This is a genomic window from Pseudomonas sp. ICMP 10191 (assembly GCF_001467335.1).
In the GTDB taxonomy this organism is placed as follows: domain Bacteria; phylum Pseudomonadota; class Gammaproteobacteria; order Pseudomonadales; family Pseudomonadaceae; genus Aquipseudomonas; species Aquipseudomonas cerasi.
The window spans coordinates 1-18,618 of record NZ_LKGW01000119.1; the positions used below are offsets into that span (position 1 = coordinate 1).

Here is an 18,618-nt window from a genome sequence, read left to right on the forward strand (position 1 = left end):
CATCAAGCGTGCCCTGCCTGGGTCGAGATCAGGTTGAGATTGATGCCCAGACGTCTGGCGGCGGCGTCCAGACGCTGCTCGCTGTCCACATCGAACAGGATGGCCGGGTCGAACGAACAGGTCAGCCAGGCATTGTCGGCCATTTCAGCATCCAGTTGACCGGCATCCCATCCCGCATAACCCAGGGTGATCACATTTTGATCAGGTCCGTAGCCATCGGCGATGGAGAACAGCACATCCTGAGAAGTCGACAAGGAAATTCCGCCCGGAAGATTGACCGTCGCCTGAAAGGTCTGGCCGCTGGGATGCAGGACAAAGCCGCGATCGGTCTGCACCGGCCCGCCGGTATGAATGACGATGTCCTGGCAGTGTCTCGGTGCCGGAAGCTCCGGTCGCAGTTGTTCGAGTACATCGGCCAGGGTCAGGCTTTGCGGGCGGTTGATCACCAGCCCCATGGCGCCATTGGCGTTGTGCTCGACAATGTAGGTCAAGGTCTGAGCAAAGTTCTCATCGTGCATGTGAGGCATGGCGATGAGGAACTGATGCTTGAGATAACTCGGAGAGACTTTTTTCATGAGCCCTAGTTTGGCGTTGCCTTGCGCGGCTGACAACTGACACGTGTGGGTGTCGAGCGTCAGCGGGCAAAAAGTTCAGTTGCTTGACAGCTTGTCTCCGCGTGCAAATTTCCAGGTGCGGATGATCTCCAGTCGATCAATATCCGCCAGATCGCCGGTGAACGGCGCAAAAGGCGCCGCCAGACGCACGATTCGTTGTGCGGCCTGATCCAGCAAAGGCTGCCCTGAAGATTCAAGCACCAGCACTTCATACAACGAGCCGTCCCGATTGATTGACACAAGAAGTCGCAAATTACCGTAGATCTGCTTGCGTCGTGCTTCCTCAGGATAGTTCAGGTTTCCGACCCGCTCGACCTTCTTGCGCCAGTCATCCTTGTACCAGGCGCCTTTGTCGCGCATGGTCGACGCCGCATTGAGACGGTGGATCTTCGGGCGCTTGGCGTAAAGCTGCTGTTCGGTCGACAGTTCGGCTTCCAGGCTGGCGATTTCGTTGCTCAGTTCCGAGCTGTCGAAGGTCGGTGCAGCCTTGGTGGCGGGCTCGGGCTTGACCTCATCGCGTTTGGCAACGGTTTTCTGCTGGCTGGGCGCGGTAGTCGCGACGGCGGTCTTCGGCGCTTCCTGTTTGACCACCGGCTTGCTGGCCGGGGGCGGCGTGACCTTGTTGACCTTGGTGTCTTGATAGGGCGCCAGTTCAGTGGTCTTGAGCGTTTCGGCCTTGTCCAGGGTGCCGCTGCCCTGCTGATCGTCTTGCGCCAGAAAGTCAGCCTGCTTGGGCTTTTCTTCGCTTTTGAAGGTGGCCAGGGTGATTTCCAGCGTCTGCGAGATCTGCTCCGGCTTTACATAGGTGAACCCCACGCCAAGGATCACCGCGAGGTGAATCAGCGCCGCGATCATCATGGTAAAGCCCAGGCGATCGGCAGGACGCACACCGGCGTTGGCGAGTTCCAGGGGGAGGTCGTTTTTGGCCATGGATGTCATTGGCGGTTCAGCATCTCGTCAGCCTGCATGTCAAAATCCGTGTCGTGTTACAGGTGGCGCATGATAACGCAATGTGCCGCGCCGCTCTGCTGCGGATCGGACGAAGGGAATCGATCTGACGCCGTGGCGCACGGTGTTGACCGTGGCCGGCGGCGTCAGTGGCTGATCAGCCCTTGCGTGCTTGCAGCTTCTTCTCGATCGCGTCCATCAGCAGGCCACCAATGTTGGTGCCGAAGGCGTTGTCGATCTCGCGGATGCAGGTCGGGCTGGTGACGTTGATTTCGGTCAGGTGCTCACCGATCACGTCGAGGCCGACGAACAGCAGGCCTTTTTCACGCAGGGTCGGGCCGATCTGTTCGGCGATCCAGCGGTCCTTGTCGCTCAACGGACGGGCCTCGCCACGCCCGCCTGCCGCCAGATTGCCACGCGTTTCGCCGGCTGCCGGGATGCGCGCCAGGCAATACGGGACCGGTTCGCCATCGACCATCAGAATGCGTTTGTCGCCGTCCTTGATGGCGGGCAGGTAGCCCTGCGCCATGATTTGCTGCGTGCCGTGGGCGGTCAGGGTTTCGAGGATCACTGACAGGTTCGGATCGCCCGCACGATGGCGGAAGATCGACGCACCGCCCATGCCGTCCAGCGGCTTGAGGATCACGTCGCCGTGCTGTTCGGCGAATTCACGGATGATGTCCGCGCGGCGACTGACCAGTGTCGGCGGTGTGCACTGCGGGAACAGCGTGGCGAACAGCTTCTCGTTGCAGTCACGCAGGCTCTGCGGCTTGTTGACCACCAGGACGCCGGCACGCTCGGCCTGCTCCAGCAGGTAGGTGGCGTAGACGAACTCCATGTCGAACGGCGGATCCTTGCGCATCAGGATCACGTCCAGATCGTCAAGACCTGCGTCGACTTCGGCTTCGAACTCGAACCACTTGGCCGGATCGGCAAACACCTTGAGCGGCTTCATGCGTGCGCGGGCTTGGCCGGCGTTCTGATACAGGTCTTTCTGTTCCATATAGAACAGTGACCAGCCGCGTTCCTGGGCGGCAAGCAGCATGGCCAGCGAGCTGTCCTTTTTATAGGAAATGCGCTCAATGGGGTCCATGACAATCCCTAGGCGAACGCTCATGGGCAATATCCTCTGATCGGTAAGGGCCGCAACGGCCGTAAAATTGGCATCAGGGTGGCGCTCCGATTGCTCCCGGTCAAGGGGCAGGCCTGCCGCGATGCGCCAAGGTGCACTTTATGGATTGCGTCTGGAGAGTGTGCTAAAAAGGCTCGGCATCCGGTCTTCGGTCCCAGTGGGTCAACGAAGCGATACCGTCAGGCTCCCAGTGCCTCGCAGAATGCGCAAAAATTCGCTGCGGCGATGGAAGAGCAGCTATGGAACAACACGCCTCCGCCCTGAAAGTCATGGTCATCGATGATTCGAAGACCATCCGCCGCACCGCCGAAACACTGCTCAAGAACGCAGGCTGTGAAGTCATCACTGCGATAGACGGTTTCGACGCGCTGGCCAAGATTGCCGATAACCACCCGCGAATCATATTCGTCGATATCATGATGCCGCGTCTGGACGGTTATCAGACCTGCGCGCTGATCAAGAACAACCGGGCATTCAAGTCGACGCCGGTCATCATGCTGTCCTCCAAGGACGGCCTGTTCGACAAGGCCAAGGGGCGGATTGTCGGTTCCGATCAGTTTTTGACCAAGCCTTTCAGCAAGGAAGAACTGCTCAGCGCGATCAAGGCTCATGTGCCGGGCTTCGTTGCAGCAGAACAACACATACCATGACGCCCGCGCCTGATGTAGCGCGCTCGTAATCTGACGGGGAACACCCATGGCTCGAATATTGATCGTCGATGACTCGCCGACTGAAATGTACAAACTCACCGGCATGCTGGAAAAGCACGGTCATGAAGTGCTCAAGGCCGAAAACGGCGCTGATGGCGTGGCCCTGGCCCGTCAGGAAAAGCCCGATGCCGTGCTGATGGACATCGTCATGCCGGGGCTCAACGGCTTTCAGGCCACGCGTCAGCTGACCAAGGATGCCGACACCAGCATGATCCCGGTGATCATGATTACCACCAAGGATCAGGAGACCGACAAGGTCTGGGGCAAACGTCAGGGCGCACGCGATTACCTGACCAAGCCGGTGGACGAAGAAACCCTGATGAAAACCCTGAATGCGGTGTTGGCCGGCTGATTGCCGGAATCGCCATGGCCGAGCCGCGCACCGCTTTTGAACTGCTTCTGGATATGGATCGACGCTGTCGTTCGCTGGCGGCGGGCCTGCCGCTGCAGGAAGCCCATCAGCAGGACTGGGTCGGTATCGGCTTTCGCATGGGCGAGCAACGGTTTGTAGCGCCGATCGGCGAGATCGCCGAAATCCTTCACGAACCCCATCATGCGGTAATGCCCGGTGTGAAGTTCTGGGTGGCCGGTATCGCCAACCTGCGCGGTCGCTTGTTGCCACTCATGGATCTGTGCGGGTTTTTCGGCCACGAACTGGTGCCGGTGCGCAAACAGCGACGCGTGCTGGTGGTCGAGCACCATGATGTATTTGCCGGTCTGCTGGTCGATGAAGTGTTCGGCATGCAACGTTTCAGTCAGTTGAGCCTCATACCCCAGACCCCGCAGGACATGGATCAGCGTATGGTGCCGTTCCTGCGCGGGCAGTTTATCCGCGAACAGGCGTGGCAGATCTTCAGCCCGTGGGCGCTGGTGCAGTCTGCGGAGTTCATGGACCTGGCTTCCTAGCATGTCGGGCCTGGTGTGTTTCACAATTGATCCAGGCGGGGGCCTGATTAATGAGTAGTACAGACCGGTCAAGGGAAGGCGCAAGAAGCCGGACGCAGATTATTCTGCTGTTCGTGGCGCTTATCGTTTTCATCATGTTGCTGTTCGCCAACTTCGCTTACCTCAACACTCAGTCCAACTACGACAAACAGTACATCGGGCATGCCGGTGAGCTGCGCGTCCTGTCGCAACGCATCGCGAAAAACGCCACCGAAGCGGCTGCCGGCAAAACCCAGGCGTTCAAGTTGCTGGCCGATGCGCGCAATGATTTCGACGTGCGCTGGGGCTATCTGAGAAAGGGCGACCCGGCCACCGGCTTGCCTGCGGCCCCCGACCTGATACGCGACGAATTGCGCACCGTGCAACGTGACTGGGAAGGGCTGCGCAAGAGCACCGACGTGATTCTGGCCAGCGAACAGACCGTTCTGTCGCTGCATCAGGTGGCGGCAACGCTGGCCGAAACCATTCCGCAATTGCAGGCCGAATACGAGAAAGTCGTCGAGAGCCTGCTGCAAAGCCGTGCGCCCGCCGCACAGGTGGTGGTTGCGCAACGCCAGGCGCTGCTCGCAGAACGAATTCTCGGCTCGGTCAACACCGTGCTGGCCGGTGATGAAACGGCTGTGCAGGCCGCCGACGCCTTTGGTCGCGATGCCAGCCAGTTTGGTCGTGTGCTCAACGGCATGCTGGAGGGCAACGCCACGCTGCGCATATCCCAGGTCGAGGACCGCGATGCGCGCGCGCGGCTGGCAGAGATCGCCGAGCTGTTCGAATTCGTCTCCGGCTCGGTGGACGAGATTCTCGAAACCTCGCCCGAGCTGTATCAGGTGCGCGAGGCCTCGGGCAACATCTTCAACACCTCACAGACCCTGCTGGATGAAACCTCGGTACTCGCCAACAGCCTGGAAAACCTTGCCAAGCGCCGCACCATGAACACCGTCGGCGGCTATGTGCTGGGCTTGCTGGCGCTGGCGTCGATCATCCTCATCGGTCTGGTCATGGTGCGCGAGACCAATCGCCAGTTGCGCGAAACTGCGCAGAAGAGCGAACGCAACCAGACGGCGATCATGCGTCTGCTGGACGAGATCGAGAACCTCGCCGATGGCGACCTGACGGTCACGGCCTCGGTGACCGAGGACTTCACCGGGGCGATTGCCGACTCCATCAATTACTCCATCGACCAGTTGCGCGAGCTGGTGGTGACCATCAACCTGACTGCCGAGCAGGTGGCGGCTGCGGTGACCGAAACCCAGGCGACGGCCATGCAATTGTCGGCTGCTTCAGAGCACCAGGCGTTGCAGATCAGTGCGGCGTCGACAGCGATCAACGACATGGCGGCGTCCATCGATCAGGTTTCGACCAATGCCTCGGAGTCCTCGGCCGTGGCGGAGCGCTCCGTGACGATAGCCAATAAAGGCAACGAGGTGGTGCAAAACACCATTCATGGCATGGACAACATTCGCGAGCAGATTCAGGACACCTCCAAGCGCATCAAGCGTCTGGGCGAGTCGTCACAGGAGATTGGCGACATCGTCAGCCTGATCGACGACATTGCCGACCAGACCAATATTCTGGCCCTCAACGCCGCCATTCAGGCGTCGATGGCCGGCGATGCCGGACGAGGGTTTGCCGTGGTAGCCGACGAAGTACAACGGCTGGCCGAGCGTTCGTCGTCTGCGACCAAGCAGATCGAAACGCTGGTCCGGGCCATCCAGAACGACACCAACGAGGCGGTTATCTCCATGGAGCAGACCACCAGCGAAGTGGTGCGCGGTGCCCGGCTGGCGCAGGACGCCGGGGTGGCGCTGGGCGAAATCGAAGGGGTGTCCAGAGTGCTGGCCGAGCTGATCGAAAGTATCACCGATGCCGCCCACCAACAGGCCGAGTCTGCCGGGCAGATTTCGCAGATCATGACCGTCATTCAGCAGACCACTTCGCAGACCACCTCGGGCACATCGGCCACCGCCGAAAGCATCGGCAACCTGGCGAAAATGGCCAGCGAAATGCGGCGCTCGGTATCGGGCTTTGCCCTGCCGTCATCGAAGAAAGCCGGATGATGTACCGCACATGAACAACCTTGATTGGGTAACGGACGGTACTCGTCATGGCTGATCGTCACGATTACGTAGCTCTTGAGTGGCTGAAGGGCGAGATCGCCGAAACGCTGCGCCAGGCCCGACAGGCGCTGGACCCGTTCATCGAAGACCCGACCAACGCTGCAGCGATGGCCGAGTGCCTGAACCTGGTGCATCAGGTTCACGGCAGCCTGCAGATGATCGAGTTCTACGGCGCCGCGTTGCTGGCCGAGGAAATCGAGCAACTGGCGCTGGCGGTCCAGCAGAACCGCGTCAGCCATCCGATCGAGTCCGAGCAACTGTTGATCCAGGCCATGAGCCAGTTGCCGGTTTACCTGGAGCGCATTCATTCCGCGCGCCGCGACCTGCCGCTGGTGGTCTTGCCATTGCTCAATGACCTGCGCAGTGCGCGGGGCGAAAGTCTGCTCTCGGAAACCAGCCTGTTCGCCCCGCAACTGGTCGTCGTGCCGCCGCTTGATGACGAGGAGCTGGCGCGGCGCAATACCCCGGAATTGCCCAACCTGCTGCGCAAGTTGCGCCAGACCCTGCAGGCGGCGCTGGCCGGCCTGATGCGTGAGCAGGGTGTGCAGACCCAGCTCGGCTACATGGCCAAGGTGTTTGCCCGGCTTGAACAGTTGTGCGAAGACGCGCCGCTCGGTGCGCTCTGGCGGATCGCCTCGGCACTGGTCGAAACCATGCTCAACGGCAACTTCACCAACAGCCCGGCGCTGCGCAGTCTGCTGAAGGACGCCGACAAGGAACTCAAGCGTCTGGCCGAGCAGGGCGTCACCGGCATCAACCAGCCCGCCCCCGAAGAGCTGTTGAAAAGCCTGCTGTTCTATATCGCCAAGTCCGACAGCCTGGCGCCGAAGATGCTCGACCTCAAGGACCAGTACGCGCTGGCCGATGCCTTGCCCGGCAACGATGTGGTCAATGAAGAGCGCGCCCGCATGGCCGGTCCGGACCGTGACGCCATGCGTTCGGTGATCGTGGCCTTGTGTGAAGGGCTGGTCAGGGTCAAGGAGCGGCTCGACGTGTTCGTGCGCGGCGACCGTCAGCATGTCAGCGAGCTCAACGCGTTGCTGCCGCCGTTGCGGCAGATTGCCGATACCCTGGCGGTGCTGGGTTTCGGCCAGCCGCGCAAGGTGATCATCGATCAGTTGTCTGTGGTGCTCGGTCTGGCGCAGGGGCAGCGCGAGCCCAGCGACGCTGCGCTGATGGATGTCGCGGGTGCCTTGCTCTACGTCGAATCGACCCTTGCCGGCATGGCCGGCAGTCACGAGCAGGTCAGCCGCGAGGAAAGCCGCCTGCCGACTACCGACCTGACGCAGATTCATCAACTGGTGATTCGCGAAGCCCGCACGGTGTTGCAGCAGGCCAAGGACGTGATCCTCGATTACATCGACGGCGAGTGGGACCGGCAGCGGCTCGATCCGCTGTGCGCGCTGATCGTGCAGGTACGGGGTGCGCTGGCGATGATCCCGCTGGCCCGTGCTGCCAGCCTGTTGGCCGCTTGTAACGAATACATTCAGGAACACCTGCTGGTGGACGAAACCCGTCCCACCTGGGTTCAGCTCGATTGCCTGGCCGACACCATCACCGGCATCGAGTATTACCTGGAGCGCATGCTCGAAGACCATCAGGCGCCGGGCGACCAGGTGCTCGACATGGCCCAGCAAAGCCTGGCACGGCTGGGCTATACGCCCGCTGCGGACACTCTCGAAGTACCGTTGCTCGAAGAGATCATCACTCAGGACGAGTTGCTGGAGCTGGATGACCGCAAGGCGCTGGTCAGCCCCACGCAGACCATTGCCCAGGTCCTCGCCAGCCCGGTCTCGGCCGTCAACCCTCCCGCCCGTAACGTACCCACCAGCCTGTTGCCGCCCGCGGCCGGAGAAGAGGCGGTGGACGACGAGTTGCGCGATGTGTTTCTCGAAGAGGCTGACGAGGTGCTCGACGCGCTGCGCGAGTACCTGCCGCGCTGGTTCACCTCGCTTGGCAGCGACGGCCATTGGGACAGCACGGCGCTGACCGAGGTACGCCGTGCGTTTCATACGCTCAAGGGCAGCGGCCGGATGGTGCGTGCACTGATCCTCAGCGAACTGGCCTGGGCGGTGGAAAACCTGCTCAACCGGGTGCTGGAAGGCGACGTACTGCCGGGCCTCGAAGTGCAGCAATTGATGAGCGAAGTGCAGGCGCTGCTGCCGTCGGTCATCCGCGACTTTGCCGAAGATGCACAGTGCCAGCGTAACGATGTCGACCTGTTGGCGGCCCGTGCCCATGCGTTGGCCAATGGGCTGGAGCTGCCGACGCTGCCGGTCGCGGATGATCATGAGGCAGGCGAGCCTGTTGCCGCCGAAGCGCTCGATCCACAGTTGCTGGAGATTTTCCGTCAGGAAGCGCTCGGCCATCTGAACACCCTCGGTCGCTTCCTCGACAACGCCGAACAATCAGCGTCGCCGGCGATCAGCGACGCGGTGCTGCGTGCGCTGCATACGCTCAAGGGCAGCGCGCACATGGCCGGGGTGCTGCCGATTGCCGAACTGGCCAGCCCGCTCGATCAACTGGTGCGTGAATACAAGGCCAACCTCATCGATATCGGCTCACCGGAACTCGTCCTGCTGCGCCGCGCCGAGCCGTTGCTGCACAAGGGCCTCGAGCAACTCGACAGCACGCCGCTGGCCGATATTCCGGGTGCCGCGCCGCTGATCGAGGCCGCCCTGGCGATGCTCAACGAGCGCCTCACCGTGGTGCTGCGCGAGTCGGACAGCGGCCTGCGGATCAAGCGCAACCCCACGCTGCTCGCCAGTTTTCTGGCTGAAGGCATGGACATCGTGCTGGATGCGGAAAACCTCCTGCGGCGCTGGCGGCAGCACCCCGGCGAACGTCAGGAACTGAGCGCGCTGCTCGATGAGCTGACCACCCTCGGTCACGGCGCGCATCTGGCCGACCTGCCGCAGGTCGATGAACTGTGCGAAGCCTTGCTCGACCTCTACGGGGCGGTCGAAGAAAGCAGTCTGGCGGTCAGCGAACGGTTTTTCGATGTGGCAGAAAATGCTCACGAAGCGCTGATCAACATGCTTGATCAGGTGGCTGCCGGCCAGGATGTCGAGCCGCGTCCCGAATGCGTGCGTGCCTTGAACCAGTTGCTGGATCAGGCGCTTGACCCGTCGGCGACCGGGCTGGTCAAGAGCGACGGCCATCGCACGTTGAGCGTTACCGAGCTCAACGCCGCCACCGAGCAACTGGCCAACGAGGCCGGGCACACTGACACTGACGTTGCCGGTCCGGACGACGAAATCGTCGAGATATTTCTGGAGGAAGCCGTCGATATCCTCGACAGTGCCGGTCAAGCGTTGCAGCGCTGGCTGGCCGACCCAGAAAACCCTGCGCCGCTGGCCTCGTTGCAGCGTGACCTGCACACCCTCAAGGGCGGTGCGCGGATGGCTGAGGTGGGCGAGGTGGGCGATCTGGCCCACGAACTGGAAAACCTCTACGAAGGCTTGATCGACCGGCGCTTCAACCATTCGCCGACGCTGGCCGAGCTGCTGCACGAGAGCCACGACCATCTGGCGATTCTGCTCGAGCAACTGTATCGGCAGGAAGCGCTCAGCGACCCTTCGGCCTTGATCGAAGCACTGCGCAGCTGCCGCACGCTCGAGAGCACCGGGCCCGAGGTGCAGGCCTCGCCGCTGGCCAATGAAGATCTTCCCGAACATGACACCGAGCTGCGTGAAGTCTTCCTCGAGGAAGGTTTCGACATCATGGAAAGCTCCGGCGCGGCATTGGCCCGCTGGCAGGCCGATCCGCATAACATGCTGGAAGTCGAAAACCTGCTGCGCGACCTGCACACCCTCAAGGGCGGCGCGCGGATGGTGGAAATCGCTCCGATAGGCGACCTCGCTCACGAGCTGGAGACGCTTTACGAGGGGCTTTCCACCGGAAGTCTGCAGCCCGCGCCGTTGATGATCGGCCTGTTGCAGAGCGGTCAGGATGTGCTGGCCGACATGCTCGATGCCGTGCGCAATGAAAAACCGTTGCCTGATGCCACCTTGCTGATTGAGAGCATTCGCAGGCTGGCCACCGATGAGCCGGTGGGCGCACCGCTGGCTGCGCAGGACCCGGAAGTCAGTCCGGAGTCAGTCGTCGCCGTGGCCCCGGTCGCCGAAGGGGAGGCCGAGCGCAGCGGCCCGGAAATGGTCAAGGTGCCTGCCGAGCAACTGGAAGACCTGGTCAACCTGGCCGGCGAAACATCCATCTTCCGTGGACGCATCGAACAGCAGATCATTGATTCTCAGATCGCTCTGGTCGAGATGGAAACCACCATCGAGCGGATGCGCGACCAATTGCGTCGTCTCGATATGGAAACCCAGGGGCGCATCCTTAGCCGGGAGCAGGTCCAGGCCGAGCGGCTGGGTTACGAAGAGTTCGACCCGCTGGAAATGGACCGTCATTCGCAGTTACAGCAACTGTCGCGCGCTTTGTTCGAATCGGCGTCCGACCTGATGGACCTCAAGGAAACCCTCGGTGCGCGCGCCCGCGACGCAGAAACGCTGCTGTCGCAACAGGCCAGGGTCAACACCCAGCTCCAGGAAGGCCTGATGCGTACGCGCATGGTGCCGTTCGAGCGATTGGTGCCACGCCTGCGTCGTGTGGTGCGCCAAGTGGCGTCGGAACTGCACAAGAAAGTCCATTTCGAAGTGGGCAATGCCGACGGTGAAATGGACCGCAACGTGCTGGAGCGAATGGTCGCGCCTCTTGAGCACATGCTGCGCAACGCCGTCGATCACGGGCTTGAAAGCACCGAAAAACGCATCGCCGCCGGCAAGCCGGAGCAGGGCCATATCAGTCTGGAACTGATGTACGAAGGCGGCGATATGGTCATCGAACTGAGCGATGATGGCTCTGGCGTTGACCTCGCTGCAGTACGTCGCAAGGCCATCAAGCGCGGCATGATCCACCCGGATGCCGATCTGTCCGACCATGAAGTGTTGCCGTTCATTCTGCAGGCGGGGTTTTCCACCAGCGAGATCATCACCCAGATTTCCGGCCGTGGTGTGGGCATGGATGTGGTGCACGCCGAGGTCAAGCAACTGGGCGGTTCCATGGTCATCGACTCGGTGCCGGGCAAGGGCACGCGCTTCCGTATCCGGCTGCCGATTTCGGTGTCGGTCAACCGGGCGTTGATGGTGACGTGCGGCGAAGAACAGTATGCGGTACCGCTCAATACAGTCGATGGCATCGTGCGTGTCATGGCCAATGAGCTGGACGGCTATTACCAGACCACCCCGCCGCGCTATCAATATGGCGGACGCAGTTACGAGTTGCGCTATCTGGGCGAGTTGCTGGGCAGCAGCCCGCCCAGACTGGCCGGGCAATTGCAGCCGCTGCCGGTGTTGCTGGTGCATCTGCAGGATCAGTGGGTGGCGGTGCAGGTCGATGCGCTGGCAGGCTCGCGCGAGATCGTGGTCAAGAGCCTTGGTACGCAGTTCTCAAGGGTGCAGGGCATTTCCGGTGCGACCATTCTGGGTGACGGCCGCGTGGTGCTGATTCTCGATCTGATGGCGCAGATCCGTACCTTGCAGGGCTTGCCTTTCAGAGGGTTGGCACCTGCCTACCACGAAGCCGAGCACGCCAGACCGTTGCTGGTGATGGTGGTGGACGATTCGGTGACGGTGCGCAAAGTCACCAGCCGCTTGCTGGAGCGCCACGGCATGCACGTACTGACTGCCAAGGACGGTGTCGATGCCATGACCCTGTTGCAGGAGCACACGCCTGACATCATGCTGCTCGATATCGAAATGCCGCGTATGGACGGCTTTGAAGTGGCCAGCCAGATCCGCCAGGACGAACAGCTCAAGGAACTGCCTATCATCATGATCACCTCTCGCTCGGGCCAGAAGCATCGCGATCGGGCGATGGCGGTGGGCGTCAACGAGTACCTGAGCAAGCCCTATCAGGAAACCGTGTTGCTGGAGAGCATCGCTTACTGGAGCCAGGCGCATGTCTGAAGGCACGTTCCAGACCAGCCGGCTGACCAGTCTGACCGGCCTGCTGCTGCCGTTGAGTGACCGGCATCTGCTGCTGCCTAACGTCGCGGTCGCCGAGTTGATCGATTACCAGGATTGCAGCGCAGAGCCGGGCGCCCCTGAGTGGTACCTGGGACCGATCAGCTGGCGCGAACTGACCTTGCCACTGCTCAGCTTCGAAGCCGCCTGCGGAGGCCGCACCCGTGTCGGCGGTCGAGCCCGGATCGTGGTGCTCAACGCACTGGGCGGACGCAACGATGTCAGGTTCATCGCCCTGCTGACCCAGGGCATCCCGCGCTCGTGCAAGGTCGACAGCCAGTTGAGCTACGTCGACGTTCCGCTGGCCGAACTGGAGCTGGCCGCCGTACAGATCGGCGAAACCGTAGCCCGCATTCCCGACCTCGAAGGCCTGGAGCAATGGCTGGTGGATGCAGGGCTGTCATAGGTAAAGAGGACGCGGAGCGTCCAGAACGGCATGCGACGCGGAGCGCCGCACGATAGTGTGATGATCGTTCCGCACGCTCCAGCGTGGGAATGCCGTGCGTGACGCTCCGCGTCACAGATCTGTGCCGCACCGCACATTCCGGATAGGACGCGGAGCGTCCAGAACGGCATGCGACGCGGAGCGCCGCACGATAGTGTGATGATCGTTCCGCACGCTCCAGCGTGGGAATGCCGTGCGTGACGCTCCGCGTCACAGATCTGTGCCGCACCGCACATTCCGGATAGGACGCGGAGCGTCCAGAACGGCATGCGACGCGGAGCGCCGCTCGATAGTTACAGGATGGTCGTTCCTCACGCTCCAGCATGGGCACGATAGAGGACAAACGCCTCACGACGAACAGCTGATTTCCAGGTGCTTGCCCCAGTCCGGCGGGCGTTGGGCGTAGCCTTGCATGCCGGGCTGTTCGGTGAAGGGTGTGCAGAGCACCTGATGCAGGCGGCGGACTTCTTCGTAGTCGCCTTTTTCCGCTGCGGCGATGGCGTTCTGCGCCAGGTAGTTGCGCAGGATGTACAGCGGATTGACCGCATGCATGCGGGTTTGACGCTCCTGCTCGGTGCCGTTGTCCTCGACGGCAATACGCGTCTGATACGCTTCTGCCCAGGCATCGAAGCCCTTGATATCGACAAAGTCGTCACGCAACGTGCGCAACGCCCCGGCGGCTGGCTGGTCACCCAGGCGGCGGAAGAACAGGGTGTAATCCACGCCACTGTTCTGCATCAGCTTCAGCAACTGACTGACCAGTTGTTCGTCCTGCTCCTGGGCAACGGTCAGGCCCAGTCGGCGGCGCATCAGGTCCAGGTAGTGCGCCTGATACAGCGGCAGGAACAAACTGATGGCCTCGCGCAACGCTTCCACGCTGATGAACGGGGTCAGCGCCTGTGCCAGCGCGCTGAGGTTCCATTGCGCGATAGGCACCTGATTGCTGAAGGAGTAGCGACCTTCGTGATCGGAATGGTTGCAGATGAAGTGCTCATCGAAATCGTCCAGAAACGCGAACGGTCCGAAATCGAAGGTAATGCCCAGAATCGACATGTTGTCGGTGTTCATCACGCCATGACAGAAGCCGTAGGCCTGCCACTTGGCAATCAGCTCGGCGTTGCGCTCGACGATTTCCCGGAACATCGCCAGATACGGCTCAGGCTGCTCCTGGCAGTGCGGGTAATGCATCGTCAGCACATGCTCGGCGAGGGTCTTCAACTGCTCTGGCTGTTTGGTGTAGAAAAAGTATTCCAGACTGCCGAAGCGCACATGGCTCTGCGCCAGACGCAGCACCATGGCTGCATGTTCCTGGGTTTCGCGCCACACCGGCGTGCTGGAGCTGACCACACACCCCGCGCGGCTGCTGGGGATGCCCAGCGCGTGCAGGGCTTCGGAGGCCAGAAACTCGCGGATCGACGAGCGCAGTACGGCGCGCCCGTCACCCATCCGTGAATACGGTGTGCGGCCTGCGCCCTTGAGGTGCAGGTCCCAGTGCTCGCCAGCGTCGCTGTACACCTCGCCTAGCAACAGCCCGCGACCGTCGCCCAGGCGCGGGTTGTAGGAGCCAAACTGATGCCCGGAATACACCATTGCCCGCGGCTCTGCCTCGGACCACAGCTTGTGGCCGCTGAAGATTTCCGCGAACAGCGGCAGATCGGCCTGTTCAGGCGCCAGGTCCAGCAGTGCCAGCGCTGACTGGCTGGCAACCACAAGCTGCGGCGCATCGATGGGTTCAGGCAGCACGGAAGTGGAGAACGCATCGCCCAGGCGGGCAAAGCGGTTGTCGAAAGTGAGTTCGTCGAGTGCTTTCAAAGCGTATCGCCTCCAGAGGGGAATTTCAGGCTTTCAACGAAGCGGCGGCCTGCCTGGCTCGTCGGGCGTGTTGCAACGGTCAGAACACGTAGACCGGGTCCCTGGGTGGTAGTTCTGGTGATCGGGCCTGCGCCCGGACTACCGGTTCCGGCTTCGCTCGAAGGCGGCCAGAATCGTTCGTTCCGATTGCACCAGATAATCCTCGAGCATGCGCGTCGCCTCATCGGTCTTGCCTGCGTCAAGGCGCCCGAGTACCGCTGCATTCATGTCCAGATAGGGCGAATGCAGCAGCTCCGGGTCGTTGAGCAGCCCGAAGGCCAGGCGCAACTCTGCTGATATCTGCGCATAAAACGCCGCCAGTCGCGGGCTGTCGGACAGCTCGACGATGGCCTTGTGAAACATCATGTTGGCGGTGCCCACGGCAATCCAGTCCTTGGCCTCACGCGCCTGCACGCCGGCCTCGACCGCATTGCGCATGTGCAGCACACCGGGATGCTGTGGATAAGCCTGGGCAATCGCCCCGCATTCGATGAAGCGCCGAATTCGGTAGATATCGATGATTGAAGCCATATCAGGCTTGGCCACGGTGACCCCTCGATTGGGTTCGTGGGTCAGCAGTCCTTCGCGGGTCAGCACTCTGAAGGCTTCTCTGAGGGTGTTACGGGAAATATCCAGACTCTCGGCCAGCGCGGCTTCCGAGAGGCGCTGACCGGGTACCAGCTCGCCCTCGACCAGCATTCTGCGAAGCTCAGTGGTGATCGATTCTCCGAGGGTACGAGGGAGGGCAGAAGCAGCGTCGTTCATAAAGGGTCCAGAGAAAGAAAAGCCAGGTCGATATTCCACGACAGCTCATTGGCTGGCAAGGACGAAGGTCAGAATATGCTTCATCAGGTAGCACATCTGAGTCCTCGCGTAACAACATGGTGCACATGGTTGATTCATATCACCTACATTGTTCAACAATATTATCTTTATGGATCTACAACTTGGCGCGTTTGAATGACCTTTGGCATGGTCATTGCTCTGGCAGAATACCCCTCATCTCAGGAATGCCGCCGTGACACAGACTGCCAATGAGTTCACCAAGGCGCGCCGCGCCTCTTTGATCGCTGCGATCTTCATGATGGCGACGTCTGCCATCGGTCCTGGTTTTCTGACCCAGACAGCCACGTTCACCGCGACTCTGGGAGCGGCGTTCGCCTTCGGCATTCTGGCCTCGATCCTGATCGACTTCGTGGTGCAGTTGAATGTCTGGCGCATCGTGACGCTGACCAGAATGCGCGCGGCCGATCTGGCCAACGCAGCGATCCCGGGCAGCGGTTATCTGCTCGCCGTACTGGTCATCTTCGGCGGCCTGGTGTTCAGTCTGGGCAACATCGCCGGTGCGGGCCTGGGCTTGAATGCGTTGACCGGTCTTGACCCCAAATGGGGGGGCGCCTTGAGCGCGCTGATCGCCATCGCGATTTTCTCATCGCACCGCGCCGGCATTGCCATGGACCGCATCATGATGGTGCTGGGCACTCTGAAGGTCTGCCTGATCCTCTTCGCCGCCTTTGCCTCGCATCCGCCGCTGGGCGAGGCCCTGCGCCAGACGATCCTGCCGGACATGGTCGATTTCGCGGCCATCACCACCATTGTCGGCGGCACGGTCGGTGGCTATATCACTTACGCCGGTGCTCACCGCTTGCTGGATCGCGGCACCGTCGGGGTCGAGAACATCGATGTCGTGTCCAAGGCGGCGCTGACCGGTATTCTGGTCACCGGGGTTGTCCGTTACATACTGTTTCTGGCGATCCTCGGCGTGGTCGCCAGCGGCGTCGTCATCGATGTATCCGGCCAGGGCGCAAACCCTGCGGCCCAGGCGTTCACCGCTGCCGCTGGCAACTTCGGCCTGATCATGTTCGGCCTGGTGCTCTGGGCGGCCGGCATCAGCAGCGTGATCGGCGCGTCCTATACTTCGATGTCGTTCATCACGGTATTTTCCAAACGCATCACCGAGCGCGTGCGCAACCTGGCAACTGTCGGCTTTATCCTGATCACCGTGGTCGTATACGTCATGTGGGGCAAACCACCGGCCGCGCTGCTGGTCTTTGCCGGGGGCTTCAACGGTTTGATCCTGCCACTGGGCCTGAGCATTTTCATGTACGTCGGCTGGCGCCGGTCCGACATGATGGACGGCTACCACTACCCGCGCTGGCTATTGGTGCTGGGCGTGCTGACCTGTCTGCTGTCGTGGTACATGGCGTTCAAATCGGCGGGAGCCATCTTTGCCTTCATCAATGCAGCCTGATTTCGGAGAATAAAAATGCCTGCAATAGACCTCAACAGTGATCTCGGTGAAAGCTTCGGCGCCTGGAGCATGGGCGACGACGAGGCGATTCTCGATGTGGTCAGCAGCGCCAATGTGGCCTGCGGCTTCCATGCCGGTGACCCGGCCGGAATCCTGCGCACCCTTGAGGCCGCTGCGGCCCGGGGCGTTGCCATCGGCGCGCATGTGGCCTACCCGGACCTGGTAGGGTTTGGCCGCCGCAACATGGACATCCCGAGCGACCAACTGACCGCCGACGTCATTTATCAGATCGGCGCGCTTCAGGGCCTGGCCCGCAGCGCCGGGACCCGCGTGAGCTACGTCAAGCCTCACGGCGCGCTGTACAACACCATTGCCGGTGATCAGCGTCAGGCCGCGGCAGTCATTCAGGCGCTGCTGCGTATTGACCCCGCGTTGAAGCTGGTGTGCCTGGCTAATTCCCCGCTGCTCGACTGGGCACGCGACGCCGGGCTTTCCTGCGTCGCCGAAGCGTTCGCCGACCGCGCCTATACCGCTGAAGGCACGCTGGTCTCGCGCTCGCGGCCCGGTGCCGTGCTGCACGACGCCGAACTGATCGCCGAACGCATGCTGCGCCTGGTGCGCGAAGGCATCATTGAGGCTGAAGACGGCCGCGAAATCAGCCTGCAGGCCGATTCGATCTGCGTGCATGGCGACAGCCCGGGCGCGGTGAACATCGCCCGCATCCTGAAAAACCGTTTGCACGATGCAGGCGTCACTGTCCGCGCATTCAATCGAGGTTGATCATGAATTCACTGCAACTCGCCCGCGAGGCAGCCAGCGCCGCCCGTGCCCGTTATCGCCAGGGATTCGTCGCGCCGACCGCCGGCGAAGCGCCCGGTCTGACCCAGTGCAACATGATCACGCTGCCGCGTGAATGGGCGTATGACTTTCTGCTGTTCGCGCAGCGCAACCCGCAAGCCTGCCCGGTGCTGGATGTGACCGAGCCCGGCAGCCACACCACGCTGTTGGCCGAACAGGCTGATCTGCGCACCGACCTGCCGCTGTACCGGGTCTGGCGCGATGGGCAACTGGCCGAAGAGCTGAGTGATGTGAGCCACATCTGGGCGCAGCACACTGATCTGGTCAGCTTTCTGATCGGCTGCAGTTTCACCTTCGAAACCGACCTGATGCACGCCGGCATCGATGTGCGCCACATCAGCGAAGGCTGCAATGTGCCGATGTACCGCAGCAACCGGATCTGCCGCCCGGCCGGCCGCCTGCAGGGCAACATGGTGGTGTCGATGCGCCCGATCGCGGCGGACCGGGTGGCCGAAGCGGCGCGCATCACCGGGCGCTATCCCGGTGTGCACGGCGCGCCGGTACACGTCGGCGAGCCTGGACTGCTCGGCATCGACGACCTGGCGAACCCTGACTTTGGTGATGCGGTGACGATCAGGCCCGGCGAGATTCCGGTGTTCTGGGCCTGCGGTGTGACCCCGCAGGCGGTGGTCATGGCGTCCCGTGTGCCGTTTGCGATTTCTCATGCGCCGGGCCACATGTTCATTACCGATATTCCGGACAGCTACTACCACGTATAGGAGAG

General features: G+C 61.9%; 14 protein-coding genes. 9 read left to right on the top strand and 5 right to left on the bottom strand.

All coding sequences use genetic code 11. The features are described from left to right. Positions 1-2 precede the first annotated feature (2 nt). From AO388_RS17380 to gshB, 3 genes are all read right to left on the bottom strand, one after another. The gene (locus tag AO388_RS17380) at positions 3-575 is read right to left on the bottom strand and encodes a YqgE/AlgH family protein (RefSeq protein ID WP_003366147.1); all 573 of its coding nucleotides are present in this window, start codon (positions 573-575) and stop codon (positions 3-5) included. A 75-nt stretch (positions 576-650) separates the two neighbouring features. Beyond that, positions 651-1,553 carry an energy transducer TonB gene (locus tag AO388_RS17385; protein WP_032609252.1) on the bottom strand — a complete coding sequence of 301 codons (903 nt, stop codon included), beginning with the start codon at positions 1,551-1,553 and terminating at the stop codon, positions 651-653. A gap of 166 nt (positions 1,554-1,719) precedes the next feature. Continuing rightward, positions 1,720-2,679 carry a glutathione synthase gene (gene gshB / locus AO388_RS17390; RefSeq protein WP_003316740.1) on the bottom strand — a complete coding sequence of 320 codons (960 nt, stop codon included), beginning with the start codon at positions 2,677-2,679 and terminating at the stop codon, positions 1,720-1,722. A gap of 254 nt (positions 2,680-2,933) precedes the next feature. On the opposite strand from gshB, the gene pilG reads away from it, so the two are divergent. The 6 genes from pilG to AO388_RS17420 are packed head-to-tail and all read left to right on the top strand — an operon-like array spanning position 2,934 to position 12,895. After that, positions 2,934-3,344, top strand: a complete 411-nt coding sequence (pilG, locus tag AO388_RS17395; protein ID WP_003366149.1) for a twitching motility response regulator PilG — start codon at positions 2,934-2,936, stop codon at positions 3,342-3,344. A 46-nt stretch (positions 3,345-3,390) separates the two neighbouring features. Continuing rightward, positions 3,391-3,756, top strand: coding sequence for a twitching motility response regulator PilH (gene pilH / locus AO388_RS17400; protein WP_003316741.1), 366 nt, complete (start codon positions 3,391-3,393; stop codon positions 3,754-3,756). A gap of 14 nt (positions 3,757-3,770) precedes the next feature. Then, on the top strand, positions 3,771-4,310 hold the full coding sequence (locus tag AO388_RS17405) for a chemotaxis protein CheW (RefSeq protein ID WP_003432055.1): 540 nt from the start codon (positions 3,771-3,773) through the stop codon (positions 4,308-4,310). Between the two features lie 50 nt (positions 4,311-4,360). After that, positions 4,361-6,403: a methyl-accepting chemotaxis protein gene (locus AO388_RS17410; RefSeq protein WP_032609251.1), complete on the top strand. Its 2,043-nt coding sequence runs from the start codon at positions 4,361-4,363 to the stop codon at positions 6,401-6,403. A 47-nt stretch (positions 6,404-6,450) separates the two neighbouring features. Continuing rightward, positions 6,451-12,432, top strand: coding sequence for an Hpt domain-containing protein (locus AO388_RS17415; protein WP_058416808.1), 5,982 nt, complete (start codon positions 6,451-6,453; stop codon positions 12,430-12,432). Then, positions 12,425-12,895 (top strand): chemotaxis protein CheW, encoded by a 471-nt coding sequence (locus AO388_RS17420; protein ID WP_002551743.1) that lies wholly within the window; start codon positions 12,425-12,427, stop codon positions 12,893-12,895. Before AO388_RS17415 ends, AO388_RS17420 begins: the two co-directional genes overlap by 8 nt. A 387-nt stretch (positions 12,896-13,282) precedes the next feature. Here the strand turns inward: AO388_RS17420 and selO are convergent, their stop codons facing one another. Both selO and AO388_RS17430 read right to left on the bottom strand, forming a co-directional pair. Next, complete coding sequence (gene selO, locus AO388_RS17425; RefSeq protein ID WP_058416809.1) at positions 13,283-14,746, bottom strand: protein adenylyltransferase SelO; 1,464 nt, start codon at positions 14,744-14,746, stop codon at positions 13,283-13,285. 138 nt (positions 14,747-14,884) lie between these two features. Further along, on the bottom strand, positions 14,885-15,550 hold the full coding sequence (locus AO388_RS17430) for a GntR family transcriptional regulator (RefSeq protein WP_005778794.1): 666 nt from the start codon (positions 15,548-15,550) through the stop codon (positions 14,885-14,887). A 253-nt stretch (positions 15,551-15,803) separates the two neighbouring features. Here AO388_RS17430 and AO388_RS17435 point away from each other — a divergent pair, with 253 nt between their 5' ends. From AO388_RS17435 to AO388_RS17445, 3 genes are read left to right on the top strand one after another with little or no spacing between them, the layout of a single operon-like run. Further along, positions 15,804-17,036 carry an NRAMP family divalent metal transporter gene (locus AO388_RS17435; RefSeq protein ID WP_002551747.1) on the top strand — a complete coding sequence of 411 codons (1,233 nt, stop codon included), beginning with the start codon at positions 15,804-15,806 and terminating at the stop codon, positions 17,034-17,036. A 15-nt stretch (positions 17,037-17,051) separates the two neighbouring features. Further along, positions 17,052-17,816, top strand: coding sequence for a LamB/YcsF family protein (locus AO388_RS17440; protein WP_003366163.1), 765 nt, complete (start codon positions 17,052-17,054; stop codon positions 17,814-17,816). Between the two features lie 2 nt (positions 17,817-17,818). Further along, a complete protein-coding gene (locus AO388_RS17445) occupies positions 17,819-18,613 on the top strand; it encodes a putative hydro-lyase (protein ID WP_003366165.1) in 795 nt (264 codons plus the stop codon). Positions 18,614-18,618 lie beyond the last annotated feature (5 nt).

Bases quoted from the DNA above. Each gene is read 5' to 3' on its own strand.
- pilH (WP_003316741.1), top strand. From the start codon at position 3,391: ATGGCTCGAATATTGATCGTCGATGACTCGCCGACTGAAATGTACAAA.
- AO388_RS17430 (WP_005778794.1), bottom strand. From the start codon at position 15,550: ATGAACGACGCTGCTTCTGCCCTCCCTCGTACCCTCGGAGAATCGATC.
- AO388_RS17380 (WP_003366147.1), bottom strand. From the start codon at position 575: ATGAAAAAAGTCTCTCCGAGTTATCTCAAGCATCAGTTCCTCATCGCC.
- pilG (WP_003366149.1), top strand. From the start codon at position 2,934: ATGGAACAACACGCCTCCGCCCTGAAAGTCATGGTCATCGATGATTCG.
- AO388_RS17405 (WP_003432055.1), top strand. From the start codon at position 3,771: ATGGCCGAGCCGCGCACCGCTTTTGAACTGCTTCTGGATATGGATCGA.
- AO388_RS17445 (WP_003366165.1), top strand. From the start codon at position 17,819: ATGAATTCACTGCAACTCGCCCGCGAGGCAGCCAGCGCCGCCCGTGCC.
- AO388_RS17420 (WP_002551743.1), top strand. From the start codon at position 12,425: ATGTCTGAAGGCACGTTCCAGACCAGCCGGCTGACCAGTCTGACCGGC.
- gshB (WP_003316740.1), bottom strand. From the start codon at position 2,679: ATGAGCGTTCGCCTAGGGATTGTCATGGACCCCATTGAGCGCATTTCC.
- AO388_RS17440 (WP_003366163.1), top strand. From the start codon at position 17,052: ATGCCTGCAATAGACCTCAACAGTGATCTCGGTGAAAGCTTCGGCGCC.
- AO388_RS17385 (WP_032609252.1), bottom strand. From the start codon at position 1,553: ATGACATCCATGGCCAAAAACGACCTCCCCCTGGAACTCGCCAACGCC.
- AO388_RS17410 (WP_032609251.1), top strand. From the start codon at position 4,361: ATGAGTAGTACAGACCGGTCAAGGGAAGGCGCAAGAAGCCGGACGCAG.
- AO388_RS17415 (WP_058416808.1), top strand. From the start codon at position 6,451: ATGGCTGATCGTCACGATTACGTAGCTCTTGAGTGGCTGAAGGGCGAG.